The 14370-nt window shown below is 41.4% G+C and carries 14 protein-coding genes; 2 read left to right on the plus strand and 12 right to left on the minus strand.

The genetic code is table 11. From position 1 onward, the window contains the following. Positions 1-6: 6 nt before the first annotated feature. The 3 genes from ACE1CC_RS28485 to pap form a co-directional block, all read right to left on the minus strand. On the minus strand, positions 7-1755 hold the full coding sequence (locus ACE1CC_RS28485; RefSeq protein WP_413273806.1) for an ABC transporter ATP-binding protein: 1749 nt from the start codon (positions 1753-1755) through the stop codon (positions 7-9). Between the two features lie 108 nt (positions 1756-1863). Beyond that, positions 1864-3021, minus strand: a complete 1158-nt coding sequence (locus ACE1CC_RS28490; protein ID WP_413273807.1) for a YdcF family protein — start codon at positions 3019-3021, stop codon at positions 1864-1866. Positions 3022-3174: 153 nt separating this feature from the next. Next, positions 3175-4662 (minus strand): polyphosphate:AMP phosphotransferase, encoded by a 1488-nt coding sequence (gene pap / locus ACE1CC_RS28495; RefSeq protein WP_413273808.1) that lies wholly within the window; start codon positions 4660-4662, stop codon positions 3175-3177. Positions 4663-5214: 552 nt separating this feature from the next. Between pap and ACE1CC_RS28500 the strand changes: the two genes are divergently transcribed. Continuing rightward, a complete protein-coding gene (locus ACE1CC_RS28500; protein WP_413273809.1) occupies positions 5215-6141 on the plus strand; it encodes a pentapeptide repeat-containing protein in 927 nt (308 codons plus the stop codon). 77 nt (positions 6142-6218) lie between these two features. Here the strand turns inward: ACE1CC_RS28500 and ACE1CC_RS28505 are convergent, their stop codons facing one another. Beyond that, positions 6219-6854, minus strand: coding sequence for a sugar transferase (locus ACE1CC_RS28505; RefSeq protein ID WP_459563933.1), 636 nt, complete (start codon positions 6852-6854; stop codon positions 6219-6221). A 654-nt stretch (positions 6855-7508) separates the two neighbouring features. On the opposite strand from ACE1CC_RS28505, the gene ACE1CC_RS28510 reads away from it, so the two are divergent. Next, a complete protein-coding gene (locus tag ACE1CC_RS28510) occupies positions 7509-7790 on the plus strand; it encodes a KGG domain-containing protein (RefSeq protein WP_073593807.1) in 282 nt (93 codons plus the stop codon). Positions 7791-8123: 333 nt separating this feature from the next. On the opposite strand, the gene ACE1CC_RS28515 is transcribed toward ACE1CC_RS28510, so the two are convergent. The 8 genes from ACE1CC_RS28515 to ACE1CC_RS28550 all read right to left on the minus strand — a co-directional run bounded on the left by ACE1CC_RS28515 (position 8124) and on the right by ACE1CC_RS28550 (position 14316). Further along, complete coding sequence (locus tag ACE1CC_RS28515; RefSeq protein WP_413273811.1) at positions 8124-9071, minus strand: F0F1 ATP synthase subunit gamma; 948 nt, start codon at positions 9069-9071, stop codon at positions 8124-8126. Between the two features lie 132 nt (positions 9072-9203). Beyond that, a complete protein-coding gene (atpA, locus tag ACE1CC_RS28520) occupies positions 9204-10724 on the minus strand; it encodes a F0F1 ATP synthase subunit alpha (RefSeq protein WP_413273812.1) in 1521 nt (506 codons plus the stop codon). Positions 10725-10859: 135 nt separating this feature from the next. Further along, positions 10860-11414 carry an ATP synthase F1 subunit delta gene (gene atpH, locus ACE1CC_RS28525; RefSeq protein ID WP_413264339.1) on the minus strand — a complete coding sequence of 185 codons (555 nt, stop codon included), beginning with the start codon at positions 11412-11414 and terminating at the stop codon, positions 10860-10862. Further along, entirely contained in the window at positions 11411-11965 is a 555-nt protein-coding gene (locus ACE1CC_RS28530) for a F0F1 ATP synthase subunit B (RefSeq protein WP_459563932.1), read from the minus strand. Before ACE1CC_RS28530 ends, atpH begins: the two co-directional genes overlap by 4 nt. Positions 11966-12070: 105 nt before the next feature. Next, the gene (locus tag ACE1CC_RS28535) at positions 12071-12505 is read right to left on the minus strand and encodes a F0F1 ATP synthase subunit B' (protein ID WP_413273813.1); all 435 of its coding nucleotides are present in this window, start codon (positions 12503-12505) and stop codon (positions 12071-12073) included. Between the two features lie 175 nt (positions 12506-12680). Next, the gene (gene atpE / locus ACE1CC_RS28540; protein WP_073593801.1) at positions 12681-12929 is read right to left on the minus strand and encodes an ATP synthase F0 subunit C; all 249 of its coding nucleotides are present in this window, start codon (positions 12927-12929) and stop codon (positions 12681-12683) included. Positions 12930-13054: 125 nt separating this feature from the next. Continuing rightward, the gene (gene atpB, locus ACE1CC_RS28545) at positions 13055-13813 is read right to left on the minus strand and encodes a F0F1 ATP synthase subunit A (RefSeq protein WP_413264336.1); all 759 of its coding nucleotides are present in this window, start codon (positions 13811-13813) and stop codon (positions 13055-13057) included. Between the two features lie 59 nt (positions 13814-13872). Next, positions 13873-14316: an ATP synthase subunit I gene (locus ACE1CC_RS28550; RefSeq protein ID WP_413273814.1), complete on the minus strand. Its 444-nt coding sequence runs from the start codon at positions 14314-14316 to the stop codon at positions 13873-13875. Between the last annotated feature and the right edge of the window lie 54 nt (positions 14317-14370).

Below are 14370 nucleotides of genomic sequence, written 5' to 3' on the forward strand. Positions count from 1 at the left end.
TACCTATTACTTCAGCAATTCTTCTAATTTTTGCTGATTCCAAAGTGATTGATATAATCCGGGTTTTTCTACTAATTCCTTGTGAGTTCCTACTTGGACAATTTCGCCTTTATCCATGACGAAAATTCGATCGCAACTAGCAGCAGCAGACATTTGGTGAGAAATAAAAACTACGGTTTTACGTTCAGTTCCCGAAGATAAATTTTCCAAAATTGCGGTTGCAGTTTGATTATCTACGCTCGCTAAAGCATCATCTAATATTAGCACTGGTGCATCCACTAATAATGCTCTGGCTAATGCGGAACGCTGTCTTTGTCCGCCAGAAAGTGTAATTCCTCTTTCGCCAACTATGGTTTCATAATTTTGGGGAAATGTGGTAATTTCTTCGTGAATTTGTGCTTGTTTTGCTGCGTTTTCTACATAAGGATGTTCAATTACTGGATCGCCGTAGCGAATGTTATTTTTAATGGTTGTACTGAAGAGAAAACTTTCTTGGGGAACGTAAGCGATCGCATTTCGTAAGTCTTGCAACCGCAAATAAGTTATATCATACCCATCCAAAAACAAGTTTCCTTTGGCAATATCTAATAAGCGGGGAATTGCATTAGCTAATGTTGATTTACCTGAACCTATTGGCCCAACAATCGCTACAGTTTCTCCCGGTTCAATGGTAAAATTGATATTACTTAAAGCCGGAATTTTAGCGCCGGGATAGGTAAAGTTAAGGTTTTTTGCTACTAATTTACCTCTAACTTTTTCTAGGGGTAATGGTACAGAATTTTCTCGGTCTTTGACTTTTGCTTCTACAGTTAGAATTGCTTCTATGCGATCGATACTTACTTCTCCTCGTTGATAAGCTGTAATCGTAAAACCTAGCAATGTTGTGGGAAAAACTAAGCGTTCGACATAAAGAATTAAAGCGACAAAATCCCCAATACTAATTGTACCAGATGCGATCGCGCCTACTCCCACCCACAATAACACCAGCAAACTAATATAAGCCATTCCCTCAACTAAAGGAAACAGAGTAGTTCTAGTTTTAGCTAGTTGCAAATTTGCTTCTAGTAGTTCATTATTTAACCCTGTAAAAGCGCGTTTTTCATTCTCCTCTTGGGCGTAAATCTTAATTAAAGAAATCCCACTCATATCTTCCTGAATTAACTCACTCAGGTTAGATAATTTTTCTTGCACTTGCAATTGTTCATTACGCAATTTGTCACTAAACAATTGAACAGTTAGTAACATGAAGGGATAAACTGCGATCGCTGATAAACTGATAATAGGGCTAATTGCTAACATCACTGGCAAAGTTAACCCATAAGCAAAAAAAGTATTTGCCAAACTCAATACAGCAAAACCTAACAACCGTCGAATATTATCCACATCACTAGTCGCACGGTTAATAATATCTCCGGCTGTATTGTTATGAAAATAAGATGGTTCTAAAGTTAGCAGATGTTGAAAAATCTTTTGCTTTAAGTCAAACTCTACCTGTCGCCCAATCCCAAAAATTAACATTCGCGATGCTACACGAATCACCCACATGATAGATGCCAAAATAAAAAGCACCACCACATAACGGACAACTTGATTAAAGCTAAAAGTAACACTAAGTTCGTCAATGATGCGCCGAATTAGCAGAGGAATATATACCCCTAAGCTGTTGACAAAAAACAATGCTAAAATGCCTAACCCAACTTTTCTCCAGTAGGGACGGAGATAAGTACCAAGTTTTCTTAATCGAGAATGAGCCATATTTATATGTTATATCCTTTGGATTTGTTTATGCTACAAAGGAACATCCTTTACTGTAGTAGAGACGTTTCATGAAACGTCTCTACAGATGTAGAAACTTCCCAACTTTTAGCATCTTATATTCTGGGGTAGCGGAACCGGATCTACACCAGTAGATAACCAACCGCGTAAAAAGTAATAAACTGAAGACCAAAACTCATTAATTACGCGAGTACTCAACAATAAAGAATCTACATTAGGCATAAAATCAGAAAATTGTACTTCCCGCGCATTACGGAAAGTCACACTAATAGTATCGCATCTATCTTTTTGGCTAGTGGCAAAAATAACTCTGGGAACTCCGCCCGCTTGAAATGTATAAAAAGTAGCTGGACTAGGAATAGTGGAAATTCCTAATTGAGCAAATGTTTGTCTAGCGCGTTGCATATTTAAAGCGGAAGCAACGAGAATAACTCGTTTACTAATAATACCTTGATCCACATATTTTCGTTTAATTGCTTCGGCACTAGTGCGAATATCTATGCCTGTTGGTTCAATAAAAATAGCTGATTGGGGAATACCTAAACTTCTGAGGATTCTGGCAATAGTAAAAGCTTCAGCAGGGTTAGGTTGATTGGGGTTTAATCTTTGTCCTGGTCTAGGGCCTGCACTTACAATTATAAACGCATCGTTGCCTAATCTTAATTGTTGATCGTATTCTCTAGCGGCTTGCAAAATGCGATCGCCCGCATCCGTCAAGTGAATTTGGTTTGCTTCCAAAAAAGGTTGTTGAGTTGTTGCCTGTCCTAGCAATACAATAGCATCAACTTTATCTTGGCGATGCGCCGCTGCTTGTAAAGCCAAAATCGAATCAGATTCAATTAATTGCACCAGCAAAAAAGCAATAATCGGAATACTAAAAACCAGCAAAAGTGCGGTAGCAATTTGTACATATCTTTCTGCATCTTTGGGAATTCCTCCTTTTTTAATCCCCATCAATCCAAACAACAGCAATAAAATAGATAATCCTAGTGGTTTTAGAGGTAAAGATAAAATACTCCAAACCTGGACTACTGCACCATTATTCGGGGTTAATAATGCCAGGATTACTGCCAGTAAAACAATTAGCGCCCCCAACCAAGCTAAATAATCTCTTGGTCTATACTTCCCACCACCAGCACTGCCACCGCTAGCATCGCCCTCTTTACCAGGTCGAAAAACTACTCGCCAAACTAACCAAACTATTAACGTTAAAAATATTAATTGAGTTAATGTGAGAAACAACATAAAAACACTACCTCACGAATATAGTTTTAGGCATTATTCATTGGTCATTCGTCATTTGTAGGGGTTTAAAATAAGGAAAAAGTTGGGTTAATAACTAATAACCAAACACCAATGACCAATGACAAATGACCAATCACAAATGACCAAAGACAATTATCTACGTTTTAGTTCGCGGACGATCGCCCCACTAACAGTCTGAATTACTTTAACACGGGCAAAGTACTTGTCATTAGCAGGAATTAAAGTCCAAGGGGCCGTAGGAGTGCTAGTGCGTTGAATAGTTTGATTTACTGCTACTTCATAGAACGGCCATTTCTCCCGATTGCGCCAATCTTCCTCAGTCAGTTTATACTCTTTAAATGGATCGTTCTGCCGTTCCTCAAACCGTCTCATTTGTTCTTCTTGGCTAATATGTAACCAAAATTTCACCAAAACATAGCCATCACTGGTTAACTGGGCTTCAAACTCGTTAATTTCTTGATAGGCGCGTCGCCATTCATTTTCTTTAGCAAAACCTTCGACTCGTTCTACTAATACTCGACCGTACCAACTGCGATCGAAAATGCCAATTGTTCCTGCCATTGGTAAGCGTCGCCAAAAACGCCACAAATAATGATGAGCTTTTTCTTCGTCAGTGGGTGCAGCAAAAGCATTAACCTTGTAACTGCGAGGGTCGAGAATATCTGTAAGTCGCTTAATAGCCCCACCTTTTCCGGCGGCATCCCAACCTTCAAAGATAATTAAAATTGGGACTTGATGTTCATGAATACTTAATTGTAATTGTCTGAGTTTTACCTGTTCTCGACTCAGTTGGATTTTGTATTCTGACTTAGACAAACTTTGAGTTAAATCTACCTGTGCCAATAAATTTGGTTCGGCGGGACTCAGGCGTTCTTGGGGTGGAAGGGAAGGCGGCGGAAGATGAGAGTGTTGCCGATCGAGTGCTTCGGTAATTGTAGCCACAAATTGCGTTAAAACTTTGACTCTTGCCCAGCGTTGACAGTCACCTTCGACCAAAGTCCAAGGTGCCGATCCAGTGCTAGTATGAATCAGCATTTCTTCGGCAAGGGCAACATATTGATCGTAATTTTTCTCTTGTTGCCAGTCTTCAGGACGAACTCGCCAAGATTCTAAGGAGTTGGAGGCGTATTTTTTCAGGCGTTTTTTCAGTTCTTTTTGGCTAAGATGAATCCAGAATTTGGCGATCGCCACTCCATCATCCACCAACTGACGCTCAAAAGCATTAATACTCTGCATCACCATCGGCACTTGCGCTGCTTCCACCCGCTCAAATAACCGATCTTCGAGTACATGAATATACCAGCTATGATAAAAAATCCCGATACTGCCACGCGCTGGTAACTGTTTCCAAAATCTCCACAAAAAAGGATACTTTTGTTCTTCCGGGGTCGGAGGCCAAGTAGGATGGACTGTAAAACCTCTAGGGTCCATGTATCCTACCATTTTTTTCACTAATCCGCCTTTACCTGCCGCTGCCCAACCTTCTAAAACTACCACCATCGGTTGTTTTTTATCCCAACAGGCTTTTTGGAGCGATCGCAACTGCCGCATCAAAGCTTCAATCTGGGTGCGATAAGTATTTTTATCTAAAGCACGATCGAGATCGAGAGTATCTAACATAACTCAACCAAATGAAAAATCTACTAAACTCTAATGCTGCCTATTCACAGTCAAAAAATCAAAATATCCCTTACTCAACTTAACAAAAGTGACTAAAAGTACCTCTTCTCGGACTGGGGAGCAGGGGAGAGAACATCTAATGTAGGGGTAATTCATGAATTACCCCTACATTAGATGTTCTTGCCCATCCCTCCACCTCTTCTCCCCAGTCCCTCTTCCCTTCACTGATCAAAAGCAACAATTCTTTACTCTCACCGATTATTTCGCTCTTCCCTTTGACTGGTAATTTTTGTAAAATCAGTAGTAAATATAAATAAATTGTTAAATTTGCTTGACAAAACATCTTTTTTCTTAAATTTTTTCCCAAGCCAACCAAAGTAATATTTTTAGTGGACTGTTTAAATTAGAAGCTCAACAGGGAAATATAAATTATCACGCTGGTACTTATGGTGACAAGTAAACCAGAAAATTTTGTGAAATGTTTGTTTTATAAGGAATCCCAGTCCCCTTAACTTCTCAGAGGAAAAATTTAGCAATAGGAAATCGCAGAACATGGCTCGTCACATTATGCTCAGGCTTTATGATATGGGACATAGAGACTTCTCTGGATATGACCTGCGAGGAGTAGACTTAAGCGGAGTAACTTTAATCGGAGTAAATTTAGCAGAAGCAAATCTTACCGGAGCCGATTTTAGTAAAGCTTTTCTCACTAAATCAAATCTTAATGGCGCATTATTAAATTGGGCAAATTTAAGTTTTGTTAAATTAAGTGAAGGGAGTTTGGAAAATGCCGATTTAACTAAAGCTAACCTCAAGGGTGCTTTTTTAGTCAAATCGAAATTAACTCAATCTCGACTCAGCGGTGCTAATCTTAATGCTGCTAACTTGAGAAATGCTGACTTAGCAAAAGCCAATCTTTGTGGCGCTTCTTTAACCGGAATTAACCTGAGAGGAGCTAATCTTAATGGTGCAATTCTTAGCTGGGCAAATTTAAGTGCTGCCAGATTAAGTGGAGCTTCTTTAGAAGGCGCAGATCTGCAAAATGTTAATCTCACCGGAGCTTATCTCAACGGAGTTGATTTAACTGGAGTAGACTTAAGTGGAGTCAATTTAAGCGAAGCAAAGTTGAGTGGGGCTAACTTTCAAGGAGCAAATTTAATTGGCACTAATTTTACCCAAGCTGAACTCCAAGGAGTAAATTTTATAGGCGCAGACCTAACTAGCGCTAATTTTACTAAAGCTTCCTTGCACAATGCACAATTAAATTGGACAATTTTGAGTCAAGCTAATTTAACTGAAGCCGACCTCAGAGGTGTTAATCTTTCGGGAGCTAAATTAGATAATTGTGAGTTTAACCATTCCCTACAATTATCAAACAATTCTCTTGAGCAATATGCTTGTCAGCTTCCGATAAATACAAATAATGTTAATCACAGAAAAGCAGGTGTTAATCTCAATTGCTCGTTAAGTTGGAGCTAGAAAACATTTGCTTGCATTAGCACAAAAGAAAGAGCCAAAGAAAGGTAAGAGAGTCCTTTCTGTTGGCTGATTTTGTGTTAGTAAGCACCTTTCCTCAACACTACTACTTCTATAGTTTTCAAAATTAAGTAAAGGTCGTAAAGATGATGCCAATTTTTTTGATAATTCAAGTCCAAAGTTACGACTTCTTCAAAATCTTTAACGGAAGAACGACCGCTAACTTGCCATAATCCAGTAATACCAGGCTTAACATCTAGTCTGCGCCAGTGATGTTCTTTGTATTGAGCAACTTCATCCAGGGTTGGTGGACGAGTACCAACTAAGCTCATTTCTCCTTTGAAAACGTTCCAGAATTGCGGCAATTCATCCAAACTAGTTTTTCTGAGGAAATTTCCGACGCGAGTCACACGAGGATCGTTTTCGTTTTTAAATATCAATCCTTTAGCTTCGTTCTTTACTTTTGATTTAAGAGCGTCTGCATTAGCTACCATCGATCGGAATTTACGGATTTTAAAAGGTTTTCCTTGTAACCCACAACGAGCTTGAGTGTAGAATATCGGCCCTGGACTATCTAGCTTAATGGCGATCGCGATCGGTAAAAATACAATAGACAAAATCAACAACCCTACAATGCTACCCACTATATCTATGAATCGTTTAATCACAGAATTAGTTGAAGGGTGAGCTACTTGATACATTCTGGAATTAAACATTTCTGAACCGACAAGTGTTGGACACAGCCCTGGAGGAGTGATCATAAACTTTTTTGGCTGGATTACCGTGAAACTACTTAGGTAATAGATCCAAATAATAAGGGCATAATTCCCGATTAGGTAGTATTACTGGATTTTCTTCTTCAAATCTTCATTGACTTTCTGGCTCACCCCGGGTTATGTGAAGCTTGTATAAAGCTTGTAGTAAAAATATGTTTGCCATTTACACAATAAGTCAACTTGCAACCATTACAAATAGGTATAAAAGTAACTTGCTATACAAATGCTTGAGTTTTGAGTTAAATTGCCTTGACAACTCAAAACGGAAAACTTAAGATGGAAAGTCTTCCACAGTTCCTTCAGCAAAAGGTTCCGCTCGGCGATCGGATAACCCCAAAAACTGAGTACCGGATCAGATTCGTTACATTACTTAGCAAACTCGACTATTTTCTCCAGAGGCGCGATCGTTTTCTCTGCTTTAATCACAAACAAGCGGGCTTCTCCATAAACTAATATTCAATTTGGTAGAGTAGGCTACTAAAATTACTAAAATAGATAATCCTGTAGTAAGAAGAGATCGTCCATAGAACCTTTCTAGGATGTAATAAGCTGCATAATCAAATTGCCAGGTTTGAAAAAAAGTGGAGTCTAGTCATGGCAGAGAAAAGTAAACGCGGATTTGCCTCAATGGATAAAGAGAAGCAAAGAGAAATTGCTAGCAAAGGTGGGAAAGCTGCCCATGAAAAGGGTACTGCTCATGAATTTACCCCAGAAGAGGCTAGAGAAGCTGGACGTAAGGGCGGCGAAACTGTCAGTAAAGATCGCCAACACATGGCTGAAATTGGTCGCAAAGGCGGCGAAGCAGTGAGTGAAGATCGGGAACATATGTCTGAGATCGGTAGTAAGGGTGGCAAAAATAGCCACAAAAATAAGTAGCCCGATCGCCCTTCCCATCTAATCAGATAAAACATTAAGTTGCTAGTTACTAGCGTGGTGATGGTTTGAAATTGGTAGTAGGTAGTTGCATTCCTACTACCCACTACCTACTACCAGCCTCGATCGTATACTGCTATATACAGCACTTTTCAGGTAAGTGAGGCACAAAGAAACCCGGTTTCGCAGAAGTTACCGGGTTTCTGGGGTCTACTTCATAAAACTGCAATTTGTTGTAACTAGCAACTTGACCCCTCAACCTAAAAAAAGCGCCTGTATCTTCAGGCGCTATCAACCAGGGGGTGGAAAACTGAAATATTAAATAATTACTTGCTCCTAACCTAGAGCGTCAGCACCAGCCACAACTTCTAAGAGTTGTTGTGTGATTGCTGCTTGTCGTGCTTTATTGTACGACAGGGTTAAAGTACCAATCAACTCACTAGCATTATCACTAGCATTGTTCATTGCCGTCATTCTAGCAGCCAGTTCACTAGCAGCTGATTCTTGTAATGCCCGCAACAATTGGTTATTTAAATACAACGGTAACAAAGCATCAAGAATTTGCACAGGATCTTGCTCGAAGAGCATATCTCTAGGGAAACTGCGAACTTCGGTTGTTACCTTGCTGCGTTCCACCTGAAATTGACCGCCTCTAGTAGTGAGACGGAAAACTTCATCATCTGAGGGTTCCAAACCTTGGGGATCGAGGGGTAACAAAGTTTGAATTACTGGACGAGAACTAATCAGCGAGACAAACTTAGTGTAAACCAGTTCTACTCGATCGACACTTTCCGACAAAAATAGAGACAGGAGTTCATCAGCGATCGCAGATGCTTCTGCTGCTGTGGGAACTTGTTCTAAACCTGAGAAGGTAGCATCAATTGGTTGTTCGCGGCGTTGGAAATACTGAATAGCTTTCCGTCCTACCAGAACAAATTTATAATCCAATCCTTCAGCTTTCAGTTCCTTAGCACGAGTTTCTGCTCGCTTAATGACGTTATTGTTATAACCACCACACAGACCGCGATCGCCTGTCACCACTAACAACCCTACAGTACGAACTTGCCGTTGTCTGAGTAGGGGTAAGTTAGCTTCTTCAAAGCGTAACCGGGACTGTAAACCGTAGAGAACCTGAGCCAAAGCATCAGCAAAGGGACGGGTGGCGATAACTTGTTCTTGAGCACGACGCACCTTAGCTGCTGCTACTAGGCGCATCGCTTCCGTGATTTTTTTGGTGTTTTTAACCGACTTAATGCGATCGCGAATTGCTTTTAAATTAGCCATAGTTTTTCCAAAGAAGGGGATAGGGTGTAGGGTGTAGGGTGTAGGGAAAGAGAAGGAGTTAGGGGTTAGGGAAGAAGAAGAAAAATACCCCAACCCCCACACCCCAACCCCCAACCCCTAATTCTTGACAAATTACTTAGCCATTGCTAGGAAGTTCTTCTTAAAGTCTACGATCGCTTCCTTGAGCAAAGCTTCTGCTTCATCACCCAACTTCTTCTCGTTGCGGACTAATTCCACATACTTCGGCTTGCTAGTCTTTAAGTATTCCCGCAGTCCCGCAGTGAAACCAGTCACCTTGTCTACAGGAACGTCATCTATATAACCATTCAAACCTGCGTACACCAAAGCAACTTGTTCCGCAACAGACAGAGGCGAATATTGAGGTTGCTTCAGTAATTCCCGCAAGCGTTGACCGCGTGCTAATTGGTCTTGAGTCGCTTTATCCAAATCAGAAGCGAACTGAGCGAAAGCTGCCAAATCATCAAACTGAGCCAATTCCAGCTTCAGTTTACCTGCAACTTGTTTCATTGCCTTGGTTTGTGCTGCCGAACCTACGCGAGATACGGAGATACCAGGGTTAATTGCTGGACGAACACCAGAGTTAAACAAGTCAGTGGTTAAGAAGATCTGACCGTCGGTAATCGAAATTACGTTAGTCGGAATGTAAGCAGATACGTCACCCGCTTGAGTTTCGATGATGGGTAAGGCTGTCATGCTACCTGAACCCAATTCATCGTTCAATTTAGCGGCGCGTTCTAATAAACGAGAGTGGAGGTAGAATACATCTCCGGGATAAGCTTCCCGTCCTGGTGGACGACGCAGCAGCAAGGACATTTGGCGATAAGCTGCGGCTTGTTTGGAAAGGTCATCGTAAATTACTAGGGTGTGTCTGCCTTTGTACATGAAGTACTCAGCCATACTCGCGCCGCTATAAGGTGCTAAGTATTGTAAGGTAGCGGGGTCACTGGCGTTAGCAGCAACTACAATGGTGTAATCCATTGCGCCGCCTTCTTGCAGCTTTTGTACCACGTTAGCAACGGTGGAAGCTTTTTGTCCGATCGCTACATAAACGCAAACAACGTTTTCTTCTTTTTGGTTGAGGATGGTATCAATTGCGATCGCAGTTTTTCCAGTTTGACGATCGCCAATGATTAACTCCCGTTGTCCCCGACCTACAGGAATCATCGCATCGATCGCGGTAATCCCTGTTTGTAGAGGTTCACAAACCGATTTCCGCGCTACGATACCGGGTGCTGGAGATTCAATCAAGCGAAATTCGTTAGTTCCCAAATCTCCCTTACCATCGATCGGACGACCCAGCGCATCTACAACTCTACCAATCAGAGATTCACCTACAGGCACCTGAGCGATTTTACCAGTAGCCTTAACCGTGCTACCTTCTTGAATTTCCCGACCTTCGCCCATTAACACCGCACCCACGTTGTCTTGTTCCAAGTTCAACGCAATGCCAATAGTGCCATCTTCAAACTCTAACAGTTCGCCAGACATGACCTTATCCAAGCCATAAATCCGGGCGATCCCGTCTCCTACTTGCAATACTGTCCCAACATTAGTAACATCAACAGTTTGGTCGTATTGCTCAATTTGCTGCCGAATAATGCTGCTAATTTCGTCTGGTCTGATACTGATCATGGAAGTCTTATTTGTTAGTTGTTACTGTGTCTGTTAATTAGTGAAAAGGCAAAACGCACAAGTTTTAAGTTTTGAGTTCTAAGTTTTAAGTTATTAATTTAATTCAAAACTCATAACTCATAACTCATAACTAAACTAGGCATTACTCAGGCGCAGAGAAATGCGACGTAATTGACCGCGCAAACTCGCATCAAACACCTGAGAACCAACTTTGATGATTACCCCACCAATGAGATCGCGATCGACTTTCGTTGCGAGTTCCACTTGTTGGGCACCTGATAGGGATTTTACCTTTTCCCGAACCGAGTGTTTTTGGTCTTCGTTCAATTCCACAGCTGAGGTCACTTCAGCCAGAACAGTTTGATTGAGTTCTCTCAATCGATTTAAATACTCTTGGCAAATTGGTTCTAAAAATAGAATCCGTTTTTTATCTACCAAAAGCATCAAAAAGTTCTTTATAAAAGGATGAACCTGATCGCCGATAATTTGGCTGATTACTTCCTTTCTTTTAGCAGCTGGAACTAGTGGATCGCCAAGAAATTTTTGCAATTCTGGTGAACTTTTTACCAGTTCCATTAAACCCCGCGCATCTTCACCGAACTTTTCTGTCAAGTTCTGACTTTGCGCCACTGACATCATTGCTTCTGCATAAGGTTCTGCTACTGCTTCACCAAATAAGTTTCCTTTCATTGGTTTCCTCCTAGCAGGGCAATGCTGTTATTAACTAATTCTTGTTGAGCGGATTCATCCAAAATTGAGGTTAGCTGAGATTCTACTCTTTGAATTGCTAACTCTGTTACCATGCGCCGTAATTCTGCTAGCACTCTGTCTGTTTCTGTGTTCAAATCTTCGCTAGCTTTTTTCCGCAAATTTTCTACTTCCTTAGCTGCTTGAGCTAGGATAGATTCTTTGGCTGCTTGTGCAGTTGTTTGGGCTTCTTTTCTAATTCGTTCTGCTTCTGCCTGCGCTTGCGCCAACTTTTGCTGTTGATCTGCTAAAGCTTCAGCTGCTTTGCGTTGGCGAGTTTCCGCTTCTGCGATCGCTTCTAAAATTCCTTTCTTTCTTTCCGTCAGGATATTAGTAACGATGTTCCGCCCTAAATAAAATAAAACTCCAATCAGAATAGCTAGGTTAATCAGGTTGGTTTCAAATAAATTAAAATTCAGCCCAAAACCCCCTGATTCCGCTGCTTCCGAATGAGCTTCTGTAGCCAGTAAAAAGAAAGTCTCCATCATACCCATTCACTATTGATAGCGGCTTTTGTTTCCCATACATTCGCTTTCAACTTAGAGCCAATTTCCGACACTAAGTAAACCCTCATTTCAGCAATGCAAAAAGCTTATGCTCTATCGATTTGCTAGACTTGGCCCCAAAAGCTTTTCTAGAATTTGGCGCGAGAGAGCATCTACTTCTTGTTCTAGAGAACTCATTGCAGCTTGTTTTTGCTCGTCTATTTCTTTCCGAGTCTGCTCTAATCGAGCTTGTACTTCTGCAACAGCCTCAGCATTTTTCTCTTGCGCGATTTTCTTGGCATCTTCTTGAGCAGCAGCAATTACACTTTGAGCTTCCCGACGAGCTACAGCTAACTGTTCCTCATACTGCTTTGCCAGTTGCTCTGCTTTAGCCAAGCGTTCTCGTGCCTCAACCTCATTGGTGCGGATATATTCAGAGCGATCGTCTATTGCCTTAGACAGAGGCTTATAGAAAACCGCATTCAACACCGCCGCCAGCAGCAAAAACTGCACTGCCATTAAAGGCAAAGTAGCGTCGAAATCAAACATTTTTTACAGTTTCAAAAACTACCAGGGAGCAAAATAAATTCTGGAAAAATTGATTACTTGGGTATGGAGGAATTTCAAATTACAGGTAGCAGATGGCAAATTCAATCACAATTTCCCATCTCACCTCTGAAAATTTGCCATTCTCCATTACCCATCTCTCAATGCTTTACTCTGCTTAACCTGCAAAGGGGTTAGCAAACAACAACACCAGAGAAATAACCAGACCGTAGATGGTCAGGGATTCCATGAACGCTAGAGTTAACAGCAAAGTACCGCGAATCTTACCTTCAGCCTCTGGCTGACGAGCAATACCTTCTACAGCTTGTCCAGAAGCGTTACCTTGACCAATACCAGGGCCAATAGCAGCTAAACCAACAGCTAAAGCAGCAGCCAATACAGAAGCAGCAGAAACCAATGGATCCATGATGTTTTAACTTACCTTATCTACACAACAAACAAATCGGATTTTGGACTTTTGAGCTAGGATCAGAAATTTACTTCCTTGATGCCAAATTCTCTCTTCCTAATCAACCTACCATTAAATGAGGACTAACCATGCTCCTCATGTTCTTCTCCACCATGCCCTTCCATCGCCTCATGGATATATGCCGCCGCCAGGGTAGCAAATACCAAAGCTTGGATGGCACTGGTAAACAAACCTAACGCCATAATTGGCAAAGGTACAAACAGAGGCACCAGTAGCACCAACACCCCAACTACTAGTTCATCCGCCAGAATGTTTCCAAATAGACGGAAGCTCAGGGAAAGTGGTTTGGTGAAATCTTCTAAAATCGCAATGGGTAATAGGACTGGTGTCGGTTCGATATATTTCCTAAAGTACCCCAACCCCCGCTTGCTAAACCCAGCGTAAAAGTACGCCAAGGAAGTTAGCAATGCCAAGGCTACAGTGGTGTTGATGTCATTAGTCGGTGCAGCTAATTCACCTTCTGGAAGTTTAATTAATCTCCAGGGAATCAATGCTCCTGACCAATTGGACACGAAGATAAACAAAAACAGTGTGCCGATAAAGGGCACCCAAGGACGGTATTCTTTCTCACCAAGTTGGTTTTTTGCCAGTCCTTGGATAAACTCCAGAACGTATTCCATAAAATTCTGCATACCGCCGGGAATTCTCTGGATGCTCTTAGTAGCTAGGAATGAAGCTACCAATAGGAGGGCAATAACGAACCAAGAGGTGAGAAATACTTGCCCGTGTAGTTTTAAGTTGCCCACTTGCCAGTAGAAATGATGACCCACTTCTAAACTAGCCAGGTGCGTAAAAGTTAAGTAATTCAAGTCACTGAGCATTTTGACCTTCAGGAAACTTTCCCCGAAATTTAGCTTTCGAGCATCCCAGCTTGTCTAATCTATCTAGGATCGGACGGCATGAGGGCTCGCACCATCTGGTATAGGAGTGCAACTTTGTATGTCAGGAATCCCAAAAATATGGGGAGAACCTGTAGCTGACTCAATTGAGTTGCTAGTATAATCAACCCAATAAATACGGCAAACCGAGACTTGCTCAGACTGCGATTTTGTTGACCAAGCTGTTCAACATTTTTTGCCAACATTCTCAAGTAAACCACACCTGTGCACGCACCAAGCAAATAATTTAGCGCTGTGTTCAGGTTGTAAGAAATCCAAACAGAGACGAAAATAATCGCTGTTGTCGTCAAGGTGACTATGAATAGTTCTTTTTGCAGGTTATAGTATTCCTGCATTGATTCTCTGGGTCTTTCTGCCGGGGAATCAACTTGAGAATTATCCGTAGCTGTGGCTACAGTGGTGGATTCATGAGATGAGTCTGTCAAGGTAACGGAACTCGCAAATGGGTTCTATAATTTGACTTTGGCTTTTTCTAGCCA

This window comes from Floridaenema aerugineum BLCC-F46, assembly GCF_041929345.1.
GTDB classification, from domain to species: domain Bacteria; phylum Cyanobacteriota; class Cyanobacteriia; order Cyanobacteriales; family Aerosakkonemataceae; genus Floridanema; species Floridanema aerugineum.

Coding starts and splice junctions, on each gene's coding strand:
- ACE1CC_RS28485 (WP_413273806.1), bottom strand. CDS start 1,755: ATGGCTCATTCTCGATTAAGAAAACTTGGTACTTATCTCCGTCCCTAC.
- ACE1CC_RS28490 (WP_413273807.1), bottom strand. CDS start 3,021: ATGTTGTTTCTCACATTAACTCAATTAATATTTTTAACGTTAATAGTT.
- pap (WP_413273808.1), bottom strand. CDS start 4,662: ATGTTAGATACTCTCGATCTCGATCGTGCTTTAGATAAAAATACTTAT.
- ACE1CC_RS28500 (WP_413273809.1), top strand. CDS start 5,215: ATGGCTCGTCACATTATGCTCAGGCTTTATGATATGGGACATAGAGAC.
- ACE1CC_RS28505 (WP_459563933.1), bottom strand. CDS start 6,854: ATGTTTAATTCCAGAATGTATCAAGTAGCTCACCCTTCAACTAATTCT.
- ACE1CC_RS28510 (WP_073593807.1), top strand. CDS start 7,509: ATGGCAGAGAAAAGTAAACGCGGATTTGCCTCAATGGATAAAGAGAAG.
- ACE1CC_RS28515 (WP_413273811.1), bottom strand. CDS start 9,071: ATGGCTAATTTAAAAGCAATTCGCGATCGCATTAAGTCGGTTAAAAAC.
- atpA (WP_413273812.1), bottom strand. CDS start 10,724: ATGATCAGTATCAGACCAGACGAAATTAGCAGCATTATTCGGCAGCAA.
- atpH (WP_413264339.1), bottom strand. CDS start 11,414: ATGAAAGGAAACTTATTTGGTGAAGCAGTAGCAGAACCTTATGCAGAA.
- ACE1CC_RS28530 (WP_459563932.1), bottom strand. CDS start 11,965: ATGGGTATGATGGAGACTTTCTTTTTACTGGCTACAGAAGCTCATTCG.
- ACE1CC_RS28535 (WP_413273813.1), bottom strand. CDS start 12,505: ATGTTTGATTTCGACGCTACTTTGCCTTTAATGGCAGTGCAGTTTTTG.
- atpE (WP_073593801.1), bottom strand. CDS start 12,929: ATGGATCCATTGGTTTCTGCTGCTTCTGTATTGGCTGCTGCTTTAGCT.
- atpB (WP_413264336.1), bottom strand. CDS start 13,813: ATGCTCAGTGACTTGAATTACTTAACTTTTACGCACCTGGCTAGTTTA.